This is a genomic window from Humibacter ginsenosidimutans (genome assembly GCF_007859675.1).
GTDB classification, from domain to species: domain Bacteria; phylum Actinomycetota; class Actinomycetes; order Actinomycetales; family Microbacteriaceae; genus Humibacter; species Humibacter ginsenosidimutans.
Genome location: NZ_CP042305.1, coordinates 4,106,510 through 4,119,089, shown reverse-complemented (window position 1 = coordinate 4,119,089; position 12,580 = coordinate 4,106,510). Strand labels below are relative to the sequence as shown.

The 12,580-nt window shown below is 69.7% G+C and carries 14 protein-coding genes, 1 tRNA gene and 1 riboswitch; of the genes, 12 read left to right on the top strand and 3 right to left on the bottom strand.

Features of this window, described 5'->3' with window-relative positions:
* Positions 1-24: 24 nt before the first annotated feature.
* The 7 genes from FPZ11_RS18830 (at position 25) to thiD (ending at position 5,621) form a co-directional block, all read left to right on the top strand.
* Positions 25-645: an iron ABC transporter ATP-binding protein gene (locus tag FPZ11_RS18830; protein WP_146322531.1), complete on the top strand. Its 621-nt coding sequence runs from the start codon at positions 25-27 to the stop codon at positions 643-645.
* Between the two features lie 334 nt (positions 646-979).
* A tRNA-Arg gene (locus tag FPZ11_RS18825) sits at positions 980-1,055 on the top strand.
* A 286-nt stretch (positions 1,056-1,341) separates the two neighbouring features.
* Positions 1,342-1,707 (top strand): hypothetical protein, encoded by a 366-nt coding sequence (locus FPZ11_RS18820; protein WP_146322530.1) that lies wholly within the window; start codon positions 1,342-1,344, stop codon positions 1,705-1,707.
* Between the two features lie 184 nt (positions 1,708-1,891).
* Positions 1,892-2,344, top strand: a complete 453-nt coding sequence (locus FPZ11_RS18815; protein WP_146322529.1) for a hypothetical protein — start codon at positions 1,892-1,894, stop codon at positions 2,342-2,344.
* 148 nt (positions 2,345-2,492) lie between these two features.
* Positions 2,493-2,587: riboswitch (TPP riboswitch) on the top strand.
* Complete coding sequence (thiM, locus tag FPZ11_RS18810; RefSeq protein ID WP_146322528.1) at positions 2,579-3,478, top strand: hydroxyethylthiazole kinase; 900 nt, start codon at positions 2,579-2,581, stop codon at positions 3,476-3,478. (Overlaps the previous riboswitch by 9 nt.)
* On the top strand, positions 3,475-4,200 hold the full coding sequence (gene thiE, locus FPZ11_RS18805) for a thiamine phosphate synthase (protein ID WP_246846413.1): 726 nt from the start codon (positions 3,475-3,477) through the stop codon (positions 4,198-4,200). Before thiM ends, thiE begins: the two co-directional genes overlap by 4 nt.
* Entirely contained in the window at positions 4,197-5,621 is a 1,425-nt protein-coding gene (gene thiD / locus FPZ11_RS18800; protein WP_146322527.1) for a bifunctional hydroxymethylpyrimidine kinase/phosphomethylpyrimidine kinase, read from the top strand. Before thiE ends, thiD begins: the two co-directional genes overlap by 4 nt.
* Here thiD and FPZ11_RS18795 read toward each other — a convergent pair.
* Positions 5,506-6,567, bottom strand: a complete 1,062-nt coding sequence (locus tag FPZ11_RS18795) for a DMT family transporter (RefSeq protein WP_246846412.1) — start codon at positions 6,565-6,567, stop codon at positions 5,506-5,508. The two genes, thiD and FPZ11_RS18795, sit on opposite strands and share 116 nt — an antisense overlap.
* An 85-nt stretch (positions 6,568-6,652) precedes the next feature.
* On the opposite strand from FPZ11_RS18795, the gene FPZ11_RS18790 reads away from it, so the two are divergent.
* Entirely contained in the window at positions 6,653-7,546 is an 894-nt protein-coding gene (locus tag FPZ11_RS18790; protein WP_146322526.1) for a LysR family transcriptional regulator, read from the top strand.
* A gap of 13 nt (positions 7,547-7,559) precedes the next feature.
* On the opposite strand, the gene FPZ11_RS18785 is transcribed toward FPZ11_RS18790, so the two are convergent.
* A complete protein-coding gene (locus FPZ11_RS18785; RefSeq protein WP_146322525.1) occupies positions 7,560-8,486 on the bottom strand; it encodes a ketopantoate reductase family protein in 927 nt (308 codons plus the stop codon).
* Between the two features lie 143 nt (positions 8,487-8,629).
* Between FPZ11_RS18785 and FPZ11_RS18780 the strand changes: the two genes are divergently transcribed.
* Complete coding sequence (locus tag FPZ11_RS18780) at positions 8,630-8,845, top strand: hypothetical protein (protein ID WP_146322524.1); 216 nt, start codon at positions 8,630-8,632, stop codon at positions 8,843-8,845.
* Between the two features lie 24 nt (positions 8,846-8,869).
* Here FPZ11_RS18780 and FPZ11_RS18775 read toward each other — a convergent pair whose 3' ends face one another.
* The gene (locus FPZ11_RS18775; RefSeq protein WP_146322523.1) at positions 8,870-9,718 is read right to left on the bottom strand and encodes a DUF3097 domain-containing protein; all 849 of its coding nucleotides are present in this window, start codon (positions 9,716-9,718) and stop codon (positions 8,870-8,872) included.
* A gap of 111 nt (positions 9,719-9,829) precedes the next feature.
* Between FPZ11_RS18775 and FPZ11_RS18770 the strand changes: the two genes are divergently transcribed.
* From FPZ11_RS18770 to FPZ11_RS18760, 3 genes are all read left to right on the top strand, one after another.
* Positions 9,830-10,822, top strand: a complete 993-nt coding sequence (locus tag FPZ11_RS18770) for an SDR family oxidoreductase (protein ID WP_146322522.1) — start codon at positions 9,830-9,832, stop codon at positions 10,820-10,822.
* A 119-nt stretch (positions 10,823-10,941) separates the two neighbouring features.
* On the top strand, positions 10,942-11,577 hold the full coding sequence (locus FPZ11_RS18765; RefSeq protein WP_146322521.1) for an NADPH-dependent F420 reductase: 636 nt from the start codon (positions 10,942-10,944) through the stop codon (positions 11,575-11,577).
* 116 nt (positions 11,578-11,693) lie between these two features.
* Positions 11,694-12,557, top strand: coding sequence for an arginase family protein (locus FPZ11_RS18760; RefSeq protein WP_146322520.1), 864 nt, complete (start codon positions 11,694-11,696; stop codon positions 12,555-12,557).
* The last annotated feature ends 23 nt before the right edge of the window (positions 12,558-12,580 follow it).

Below are 12,580 nucleotides of genomic sequence, written 5' to 3'. Positions count from 1 at the left end.
CCCACCGCGATCGAAAGCACCCACATGCGCACACTCCGCCCCCGGCATGCAGCCCAGCTCGGCCGTGTCACGGCCGCCATCGTCGTCGCCGCCTCGGCGCTTCTGCTCGCCGGATGCGCGGGCTCGCCCGATCCCGTCGCCTCGGTGACCCCGCACATCCGTTCGACGACCACGAAGACGCCCGCTGCGACGGCGTCATCCTCCCCGACAGCCACACCGACGCCCGTGACGCTCAGCTGCGATCAGGTGCTCACGAGCGACCAGCTCGGCAAGCTGGTGCCGAAGCTGACCGCAGACTCCGGGTTCACCGCAGAGAAGGGGTCGAACGCGGCGACGGCCGTCGCCGACGCCGGAGTCGCCTGCGGCTACCGCAACGGCACGAGCGGCAACATCGTCGCCGTGTCGATCGCACAACCCACCGCGACCGACCTGACGTCGCTGAAGAACACCGCGATCCGCGACAGCAACGTCGTTCCGACCTATGGCGTGCCACCCAAGGTGATGGGGTATTTCGCCGCCGACTCGACGTCGGGTGTCGCCCAAGCGTTCACGGGCGCCTACTGGATCGTGGCCGAGTCGAAGGACTTCCACGAGCCGGGCGACGCGAGTCTCGTGATGGCCGACGTGATCGGCAATCTGCAGTAAACGAGCGCCGTCGCGCTCTGCTGTCCCGAGGCGTCGCCCGCGCTGCCGTCGCGTGTCACCTCCCCGCTCCGCTGTCCCGAAGCGTCGCCCACGCGTTGCCGCCACGCTCGGCTGTCCCGAAGTGTCGTGTTGCGCAGGGATAGGCGACACGACGGGACAGCGGAGTGGAAGGGAGTGCGTGAGCCGCCGCGCTCGGCTGTCCCGAAGTGTCGTGTTGCGCAGGGATAGGCGACACGACGGGACAGCGGAGCAGGGGTGCGAGAGCGCGCCGCCGCGGTCGAGCCCCGGCGTTCCGTCGAGGCTCGGATCGGATGCTAGCCTTGACGGGCACTGAGCCCCCATAGCTCAGGGGATAGAGCGTCTGCCTCCGGAGCAGAAGGCCGAAGGTTCGAATCCTTCTGGGGGCACCACAGGGCGACTCGCGACCGGGACCATGTGGGTGTCGCAGCCCCCGATGATCGAACGGGCTTCCTGCTTCGGCCGCGCACATTCAGGACTGCCGCGACGACGGACCAGGCTCGAAGTCAAACCCGACGGCACTTGCGAAGGGAAAGTGATCAGAATTACTTCAGTTGTTGTTCGCCAGGTCGCTCAGGCAGGATCTTGACCTATATAAGCGCATTCAATGATCGCTCACGTGGTGTTCTCCGCGACGCATATCGCTCTTATCCGGCGCAGATCAGACGCGAGTTGGGTTTGCTTGATGGCAAGGACAGGGCAGCGTACTCGCTCTCAAGACTCTCGGATGAGGTTGAGTGGACTGATGCCAAGCCCGGTGTCGACTATGACGTCGAGTACCTTCAATCGGCCGGAACCGCTGACCGGATGACAATCGAGATCCGTCGGCTCGAGGCGGACGAAAAGCTGCACCAGTACGCGATCGGTCGGCCGGAAGCCGCTGACGAGGCGCTGACCGAAATCGTGAGATACGACGCCTTCGAATTGCACGTCGCCCCGTCCGAGGTCTTCGATGCGGACGCAGCAGCCGAGGTGTACTACCACTACTTCCAAACCAACACGGTGCCCGAAGGCATGCACCTGCGCGAACTCGACTTCAGCTGATCCGCAGACACGGGGCCCGGCACATGCGAAAGTGTCGGGCTCAAAGCGGAAGTACCGGACTCTCTCGCAGCCAGAGAGCCTTCAGCACCCAAGTGAGCGCCGACAATCCAGCAACAGCAGTCCTCAACGGCAAGGCGATCAAGATCACCTCTGTTCGCGAGATGAGAGTGCGGTAGGGAGATTCATGTACATCGCGACGCGCAACAACCACACGAGCATGGAGCTCACAGACGCCTTCCGGCCTTACAAGGATCAGCTTCGTCGCAGCCTGGGTCTGCTCGACGGTGAGAAGAACTTCTCGTATGAGTTGACGAAGCTCGCTGACGGCGTCTCTTGGTCTGATGCTCGCAAGACCGACTACGGGCAGGAATATCTGCAGTCCGCCGGCACGGCAGAGCGGATGACAATCGAGATCCGTCGGCTCGCGGCGGACGGGAACTTCCACCAATACGCCGTCGGCCGAGCGGAAGCAGCGGACGAAGAACTAACGGAGCTCGTGCGATACGGGAAATACAAGTTGCACGTCGCACCGTCCGAAGTCTTCGATGCTGACGCAGCAGCCGAGGTTTACTACCACTACTTCCAGACCAACACCGTGCCCGAAGGCATGCACCTGCGCGAACTCGACTTCAGCTGAAAGGCGATCAGGCCATGGACGGTGGCGGTCGATAAAGCCGCACCGTTGTCCGAACTCGCCTGCTTTGAGACGCACGGTGTGGAGTCGCTGGCGCCGCGCACCTGTATCGACGCCGGCATCCGCCGCGCCCGCCCGCCGCTATGCTCGACGCAGTGACACGGGGTGCGCCGCATCGGCGCTGAGATCACACCCGTCGAACCTGATCTAGTTCGGACTAGCGAAGGGATGTCCCGAATGAGCGCGCGCACGCCGCAGATCGATTCACCGACCATCGACCACTCCGCAACGGGTGGGCGCACCGCAGGGGGCGAGGGCGCACCCGCCCGCGAAGGCACAGCCCACGACCTCGTCGCCGAATCCGCTGCGCTTCTCGACCGGGTGCGCGCGAGCGCCCCGCTGGTGCAGGCCATCACGAACACGGTCGTCACCGGATTCACCGCCAACGTGCTGCTCGCGCTCGGCGCGGCGCCCGCCATGGTCGACATCCCCGGCGAGGCGAGCCCGTTCGCCACCATCGCCGGCGGCCTGCTGATCAACCTCGGCACCCCGCACGCCGAGCCCCGGGATGCCATGCGCGAAGCCGCTCGCGCCGCCTCCGCGTGCGGCACTCCGTGGGTGCTCGACCCGGTGGCCGTCGGCTCGCTGCCGGTGCGCACCGCACTGGCCGCCGAGCTGCTCGACCTGCGTCCCACAGTGATCCGGGGCAACGCGAGCGAGATCATCGCCGTCGCGGGCCGCGGGCGGGGCGGACGCGGCGTGGATGCCACGGACGACCCCGAATCCGCGCTCGACGCCGCACGCGAACTGGCTCACGACCACGGGAGCATCGTCGCGGTCAGCGGTGCGGTCGACGTCATCACCGACGGCGAGCGGGTGGTGCGGGCCGGAAACGGGCATCCACTGCTCACCAAGGTGACGGGAGGCGGATGCGCGCTCGGCGCGGTGATGGCCGCGTTCGCGGCCACGTCGGCGGACCGGTTCGCGACGACGGTCGCGGCGGTCACGGTCTACAACATCGCCGCGGAGCACGCCGAACGGCAGGCGTGGGGCCCCGGCACGTTCGCCGCGAACCTGCTCGACTCGCTGGCGGCGATCACACCGGAGCACGTCATCTCCGAGGCGCGCCTCTCGTGACCGGCCTCGCCTCCCCCGCCCTCGCGGCGGCGAGTTCTTCCGCGGCGGCGCTCGCGGCCCGGCCCCGACTGCGGCGCGAGCAGCTGAGCACGTACCTCGTGACGGACGCCGCCGCCTGCGGCGACCGCGGCGTGCTCGCGGTGGTCGCCGCGGCGGTCCGCGGCGGCGCGACGGCGGTGCAGCTGCGCGAGAAGACGGCATCCGCCCGCGACTTCTACGAACTCGCGGTTCGCGCCGCCGAGGTCGTGGACGGCAGGGCGCTGCTGCTGATCGACGACCGCGTCGACGTGTGCCTCGCCGCGCGTGCGGCCGGCGCACGCATCGACGGCGTGCACGTCGGGCAGTCCGATCTGCCCGTCGAACAGGTGCGTGCCCTCGTCGGCCCCGACGCCGTCGTCGGCCTCACCGCCAACACACGCGACCACCTGCGCGAGATCGCCGCCCTGCCGAGCGGCACGGTCGACTACCTTGGCGTGGGCGTCATCCGGCCGACGGCGACCAAGCCCGATCATCCGGAACCACTCGGCATCGACGGGTTCGGAGCCCTCGCCCGCGTGACAGCGCTCCCGTGCGTCGCGATCGGCGGGATCACCGTCGCCGACACCGACGCGCTCGCGACGGTGGGAGCTGCGGGCCTCGCGGTCGTCTCCGCGGTGTGCTCCGCCCCCGACCCGGAGGCCGCCACCCGCGACCTGGTGAGCGCATGGGAGGCCGCGCGATGAGCGTTCCCCGCGTGCTGAGCATCGCAGGCAGCGACCCGAGCGGAGGAGCGGGAATCCAGGCCGATCTCAAGGCCATCGCCGCCAACGGCGGCTACGGCATGGCCGTCATCACCGCCCTCACGGCGCAGAACACGACGGGCGTGACGGGCGTGCATCTGCCGCCCGCGGAGTTCGTGCGGCAGCAGCTGGATGTCGTCGCCGACGACATCCAGATCGACGCGGTGAAGATCGGCATGCTCGCCGCCACCGCGACGATCGAGAAGGTGGCGCACTGGCTCGACGATCGACGCCCCGCGAACGTCGTGCTCGATCCCGTCATGGTGTCCACGACGGGATCGCGGCTGCTGGATGCCGGCGCAGAGCACGCCCTCCGCGACCTGCTGCACCGCGCCGACCTGATCACACCGAATCTGCCGGAGCTCGCGGTGTTGTGCGGCGAGCCGCTCGCGACGATCTGGACCGACGCGCTGAAACAGGGCGAACGCCTGGCCGCGGCGCACGGGGTGCTCGTGCTCGTGAAAGGCGGACACCTCTCCGGCGACCGCTCGCCCGACGCGCTCGTTGCGCCCGACGGCTCCGTCATCGAGTTCGACGCCGAGCGTGTCGAGACCACGGCGACCCACGGCACCGGCTGCTCGCTCTCCAGCGCGGTCGCCACACGCTACGCGGCGACCGGCGACTGGGCGACGGCCGTCGCCGAGTCGAAGGCTTGGCTCACCCGTGCGCTGCGGGGCGGCGAGGCGTTGCGCGTGGGCCGGGGACAGGGACCCATCGACCACTTCGCGGGGCTGCGCCGGGACATCCCGGTCGACCATACGCAGGCCTGGTGGAACGCCATCGCTCCGGTGCGCGAGGGCATCGACGAGCTGCCCTTTGTGCGCGGGCTGGCCGACGGCAGCCTCGACGAGCGGGTCTTCCGCCACTATCTCGAGCAGGATGCGCTCTACCTGCGCGAGTACGCCCGCGTGCTGGCGAAGGCGAGCGCGCTGGCACCGACGCGTGCCGAGCAGGTTTTCTGGGCATCCGCGGCACAGGACTGCATCACCGGCGAGGCGCAGCTGCACGACGCGTGGCTCGGCGGCGAACCCGACGTCGAACCGTCGGCGGTGAACCGCGCCTACCTGGCGCACCTGGCCGCGGCCGGCCCCGACTATGGCACGATCGTGGCTGCGGCATTGCCGTGCTTCTGGCTCTATCTCGATGTCGGCGAGCGCCTTGCGGAGCACAGTCACAACGAGCATCCCTACCGCGACTGGCTGGCGACGTACTCCGACCCGGGGTTCGCGCAGGCCACGGCCGACGCGATCAGCTGGGCGCGGATCGCCGCGGCGAACGCGAACGACGAGCAGCTGCTGCGGATGGCGACCGCGTTCCGCGTCTCGGCAGAGCACGAGCTGGCGTTCTTCGCTCAGACCCCGTAGCGCGACCGCGGTGCCGGCGCTCGATCGCGCTGCCCGCCTGGCTCGCCGCCACGATGAGCACGCCGCCGAAGAGCCCGAGCCAGCCGAGGCTCTCACCGCCGAGCAGCCATCCGACGGCCACCGCCCACACGGGTTCGGTACCGAGAAGGATGCTCGCGCGCGCCGCCGACGTGCGCCGCACCGCCCACAGTTCGATCGCGAACGCGAACACGCTGCACGCCAGCCCGAGAAAGACGACGTCGAACCACGACGCAGCCGACATGTGCACGAACGCGGCGGGCAGGCTCGGTGCGGCGGCGGCCGTGAACACGATCGCGCTCACGCTGACCTGCACCGCGACCACGCTGAGCGAGCTCTCCGGCCGTCCGCGCATGAGGTGGCCGCCGGTCACCACGCGCACCGAGCGCACGAAGGCCGCGAGCAGAATGAGCAGGTCACCGGCGTTGGGCGCGTGGAACCCGTCGGACGACACGAGCAGGGCGACCCCCACCACGGCGACGACCGCCACGACGAAGAACGACGGAGGCAGCCACGACCTCGACGCGATGCTCTCCAGCAGAGGTGTGCCGATGAGGGCGAGCGAGCTGATCAGTCCGGCGTTGGTCGCCGTGGTGAGGTGCACGCCCCAGGTCTCGAGGCCGATGATCACGGCCTGGAACCCGCCGAGCGCGATCGCGATGAGCAACGTGCGGCCGCGCGGCATGCGGTCGCGGCGCACGGCAATGATCGCCCACGCCGCCGCGGCCGCGAACAGGAACCGCAGCGACAGGCCGGGTACAACGCCCACCTGCGCCGACAGCTGCTTGGTGGCGACGAAGCTCGACCCCCACGCCACGGCGACGCCGACGAGCAGCGCGTCGGCGAGCACCTCGTCGCGGCGAGGGCGATGGACGCGTCCGGGGTTGCGGATGTCGACCGGGATCGCGGCGGCTGTGGTGTCGGGCACCCTTCGATGCTCGGTGCGCGTACCAGTTAGCACAACTTCATTGTGCTGATGTCCTGATTCAATTTTTCTTGCCTATTCTGGAGACGTGGACCCGCACCGACTCCGGCTTCTGCGCGAGCTCGGCGATCGCGGCAGCATCGCCGCGGTCGCCCGCGCCCTCTACATCACGCCCTCCGCCGTGTCGCAGCAGCTGACCGCGCTGCAACGCGAGTTCTCCGTGCCTCTCACCGAGCGCACCGGCCGCACGTTGCGGCTCACGGAGGCGGGCGAAGCGCTGGCCGCGGCATCCGCCGGGGTCGAGTCGGCGCTCGCGGATGCCGCCGAGTCGGTGGACGCGTACCTCGCCACGAGCGACCGCACGGTGTCTGTCGGCGGGTTGCCGAGCATCCTCATGCTGCTGCTCCCGCGGCTTTCCATCGACGGGCCGCCGTTGCACCTCAGCGACGTGGACGTCGCGGTGCGCGACTTCGCCGGCCGGACCGCCGACCACGACCTGGTGATCGCCCACCGCCTGCCGAACGCGCAGGAATGGCCCGCGCGCGTCAGCGTGACTCCGCTGTTCGCGGAGCCGCTCGACGTGGCGTTGCCCGTCACGCATCGGCTGGCGGGCAGAACGAGCGTGCGGCCGCACGACCTTCGGGGCGAGCGCTGGCTGGTGGCGCACGCGGACTTTCCGCTGGCCGGCGTGATCGATCATCTGGGCGCGTTGATCGGCGAGCGGCCGGTCGTGGCGCACGAGGTCAACGACTTTCCGCTGCTTGCCGAGCTGACACGTCGTGGCGCCGGCATCGGGATGCTCCCCCGCTACTCGTCGCGCGAGCTGGTGGGCGACGACCTGGCGCTGGTGCCCATCGTCGGCGGCACCTTCGCCAGGAACGTCGACGTGCTCGCCAGGCCGGAGTCGCTGGCCAGGGCGGCCGTGCGCGACGTGCTGGCAGGCATGCGGGGCGCGGCCACGGAGATCGCGCACTCGGGCTGAGGTCCTGCGAACGCTAGGCGGCCACGCCGCCGTCGACGTACGGCGCCAGGAGCGCCGCGATCGTGCGGTTCGCAGGAACGCCGATGCCGTCCTCGGCCGCCAGTGACACGACTCCCCCGCTCAGCCACGGCAGCTCGAGGCGACGCCCCTCGGCCAGATCGTTCGCCATCGACGAGGTCATGCCGGGCGCCACGGTGTCGATGAACGCGAGCCGCTCGGCCACGAGGCCGTCGTCCAGGTGGACACCCCGCGCTCGTCCCACCGCGACCGCTTCGGCCATCACCTCGGCGAGCAGCCGACGCGTCTCGTGGTTCGCACGGATGGGGCCCATGGTGAGGCGCGTGGCGGAGGTGAGCGCGGACATCCCGACCAGGAACACGTACTTCTCCCAGAGTTCGCGCTCGATGTCGTCGCTCGCCTCGGCGTTGATGCCGGCGGCACGGCACCGCGCGACGATGTCGAGCACGCGGTCGGAGCGGGTGCGGTCGTACTCGCCCAGCACGATGCGCTGAAGCGCTCCATGGTGTGCGATCACGCCGGGGCTCTCGATGAACGCCGAGATGTAGCAGGCGCCCCCGAGGATGCTCTCGCGCGGCAGATACCGCCGCAGCACGTCATCCTTCTGCACGCCGTTCTGCAACGAGACGACGGCGGCGCCCGCCTCGGCCAGCGGCGCGAGGCTGCGCGCGACGTCGTCGGTGTCCCAGAGCTTGACGGCCAGCACCACCAGCTCGGCCTCCTCGACACGATCGACGCTCTCCACGACGTTCGGGCTCGTCAGATGCTGAGGATGCTCGTCGCTGCGCACCAGAAGGCCGTGCTCGCGGATCGCCGCGCCGTGCGCCCCACGGGCCACGAACACCACGTCTTCACCGTTCGCCGCCAACTGCGACCCGAAATACCCGCCGACACCGCCCGCTCCGACGACCGCGATCCGCATGCCTCGTTCCCTTCCGCTCATCCGGTGGCTCCGCCGTTCACGTGCGTCCCGGTGCACTGGGCAAGCCCGCCTCACTCAGGGTAGTGATCCCGCACCGAGCGCGATCGGGCGCCGATGCGTCAGCATGGAGGTGGAGGTGCGCGATGACCGAACGGCACGACCGAGTCGCTGCGCCGGGCGCCGCACGCCCCGCGGCGGAACGATCGAGCGACACGCACGAGACAGCATCAGTCGAGTTCGAGGGCGGCGACGCGGCCTGCTGGCTGCAGTACGTGTGCACGGAGTGCGGCGCCCTCGTCGAGGGCAGCACCGCCACTCCGTGCTGGCGCTGCGGAGCGTTCCACGACCCGACGGCGTGACGCCTCGAGGACAATGATCGCCGGTCAGACCTCGCTCGTCACGAAGTCGATGAGCTCCTCCACCCTGCCGAGGAAGGCCGGCTCGAGATCGCGGTAGGTCGACACCGTCGACAGGATGCGCTTCCAGGCCCGCGCGATGTCCGCCTGGTCGTCGTGCGGCCAGCCGAGCGAGGCGCAGATGCCCTTCTTCCACTCGATGTTCCGCGGAATCTGCGGCCACGCCTTCATGCCGAGCCGGTCGGGTTTCACCGCCTGCCAGACGTCGATGTACGGATGCCCCACGATCTTCACGTGCGCCCCATGCGGGCCGCGCGCCACCGCATCCGCGATGCGCGACTCCTTCGATCCGGGCACGAGGTGGTCGACGAGCACGCCGATGCGCTTGCGCGCGGTCGGCTGCGTGTCGCGCAGGATCGACGCCAGATCGTCGATGCCGCCGAGGTATTCGACGACGACACCCTCGACGCGCAGATCGTCGCCCCAGACCTTCTCCACCAGTTCGGCGTCGTGCCTGCCCTCGACGAAGATGCGGCTGGCGCGGGCGATGCGGGCGGGAGCGTCCGCCACACCGAACGAGCCTGATGCCGTGCGCACCGGTCCGCGCTGCGCCTGCGCCGCCTTCGGTGCGACCAGCACGACGGGCTTGCCCTCGACGAGAAACCCGCCGCCGAGCGGGAATGCCCGCACCTTGCCGTGCCTGTCTTCGAGCTGCACGAGCCGGTTCTCGATGCCGACGACCGCGCCGGTGTATCCCGTGTCGGCGAGCTCGACCACGAGGTCCTTCTCGGCGGGGATCGTCTTCGGCTGTTCGATGCCGCGTGCGCGCCAGTTGCCGGAGAGCACGTCGGATCCATACGGGTCGTCGAAAGTCACCAGCCAACGCTACGGGGTGCCGCCGTCGCCGCCCCCGAAACGCGCGCAGCGAGTCGAGGTGCCGCCTGCCACCCGAGCCCATTTCCGCGCCACCGCTGCCAGGATCGGGGAATGGCTCAGAGCATCCTCTTCATCGGCGGCACCGGCACCATCAGTTCGGCGTGCGTGGCGCGCGCCGTGCAGCGCGGGGCGTCCGTCACCGTGCTCAATCGAGGGCAGTCGCACACCCGCCCTCTGTCCGACGGCGTCGAGGAGATCGTCGCCGACATCCGCGACGCCGCGTCGGTGGATGCCGTCATCGGCCCCCGCGAGTTCGACACCGTCGCCGAGTTCACGGCCTTCACTCCCGAGCACGTCGCCGCGGATGTGGCGAGGTTCTCCGGCCGCACCGGGCAGTACGTCTTCATCAGCTCGGCGAGCGCCTACCAGACGCCGCCGGAGCGTCTGCCGGTGACGGAGTCCACGCCGCTGCGCAATCCGTTCTGGCAGTACTCGCGCGACAAGATCGCGTGCGAGGACCTGCTCGTTCACGAGTACCGCGAGCACGGCTTCCCCGCCACGATCGTGCGGCCGTCGCACACCTACGACCGCACCTCCATTCCGACGACCGGGCACTGGGTCGACATCGCCCGCATGCGGGCGGGCAAGCCGGTCGTCGTGCACGGCGACGGCACGAGCCTGTGGACCATCACGCACAACTCCGACTTCGCCGTCGCCTTCGACGGTCTGCTCGGCAACCCGCTCGCCATCGGCGACAGCTTCCACATCACCGGCGACCACGCGCCGACGTGGAACCAGATCTACACGTGGCTGGGCGAGGCGGCGGGCGTCGAGCCGGTGCTCGCGCACGTGGCCTCCGAGACCATCGCGCGCATCGCGCCCGACCTCGGACCGGGGCTCGTCGGCGACAAGGCCCACTCGATGGTGTTCGACAACAGCAAGGTGAAGGAGCTCGTGCCGGAGTTCGCCACCACCGTCACGTTCGACACGGGAGCCCGCGAGATCGTCGAGTGGTACGACGGGCATCCCGAGGCGCAGCGCTTCAACCCCGACGTCGACGCGGCGTTCGAGCGCATGCTCGCCACCATTCCCGCCGTCCGCTGAGGAGAACCGTGCATTGAGGAGCACGCGAAGCGCGCGTCTCGAAACGCCAGCTCCGCCATCGAACAAATCGATCGGTCACCCTCGGGAATCGCCAGGGCCGCCCACGGGTTGCCTCGAGCATGACGACCATCGGACTCATCGGAGCAGGACACATCGGATCGCAGATCGCCAGGCAGGCGGTGGCGCACGGCTATGACGTGGTGGTGAGCAACTCGCGCGGGCCCGAGACACTCGGCGACCTGGTCGCCGAACTCGGCGACCATGCACGAGCCGCGACAGCGGCGGATGCCGCGAAGGCCGCGGACATCGCCGTGGTCACCATCCCGTTCAACGCCATCGACAAGGTTCCCGCGGCGCCCCTGGCGGGCAAGCCGGTGATCGACACGAACAACTACTACTGGGAGCGCGACGGTCACATCGCCGAGCTCGACGACCTCAGCGAGACGAGCTCCGCGAAGCTGCAGGAGCACCTGGCCGGCGCGCACGTCGTCAAGGCGTTCAACCACATCTATGCCTCGGCCATCACCGACGAGGCGCAGGATGCCGGCACCGAGGGCCGTCGCGCTCTCGCGATCTTCGGAGACGACCCCGACTCCACGCAGCAGGTGGCGGCCTTCATCGATGCGATCGGCTTCGACACCGTCGACGGCGGCCCGCTGAGCGAGAGCTGGCGCATCCAGCGCGACACCCCTGCATACGGGCCGCGGTTGAGCGCCGACGAACTGCGGGCGGCGCTCGCGACGGCGACCAGGTAGCGACGTCGGCGGGTGCCGAACGCCGGCGAAGCCTCGGCACCCGCCGTCAGGGAGGTTCGCTCACGGCCGCAACACACGGCCGTCCACCCGCTTCGCCTTCGGGAGAGAATGATCCAATGCCGACCCGTTTTCTGATCGTGCCCCAGTGGCAGGGATCGAGTTCCTCGCGCGCGATGCAGTTGATGGACGGCGCAGCCGCCATCGCCGGCGATCTGCCCGCCTCGGCGACGACGACCGTCGACGTGCCGATGGAAGCAGGCGAATCGCTCGGCACCGGCGTGCACCGGTTGTCGTCGATCTCGTCGGTGCGCGACCGCGCGCTGGCCGCGCTCACGGAGCTGTCGGCGATCGGCGACGGACCGGTCGTCACCATCGGCGGTGATTGCGGTGCCGAGCTCGCGGGGGTGCAGCACGCGGTGTCACGCCGACCGAAGGGCACCATGGCGCTGGTCTGGCTGGATGCCCACGGCGACCTGAACACGCCCGAAACCTCGCCGTCTGCCGCCTTCCACGGCATGGTGGTGCGCGCGCTGCTCGGCGAGGGTGCCGCACCGCTGGCCTCGACGGGAGACACGGCTCTCGCGCCGAACGCCCTCGTGCTGGGCGGAACGCGGGAACTCGACGACGGGGAGGCCGCGTTCGTCGACGAGGCGGGCATCCGTGTCGTGACCGTCGACGAGCTGCGATCGCCGGATGCCCTCGCCAGTGCCGTCGAGGCCACCGGCGCCGACTCCGTGTACGTGCACGTCGACCTCGACGTGCTCGATCCGGGCGCGATCGAGGGTGTTCAGTTCCCTGAACCGTTCGGGGTGCAGCCCGACGAACTGGTCGCCGCCATCACCGCCCTGCGCGCTCGGTTCGAGCTGGCGGGAGCGGGCATCACCGAGTTCGCACCGCGGACCCCGGATGCCGCCTCCGACGATCTCTCGGTCATCCTGCGGGTGCTCAGCGCGTTGACCCGCGCTCTTCCCGAGACCTGACGCCGATTCCGCCCCGCACGTCG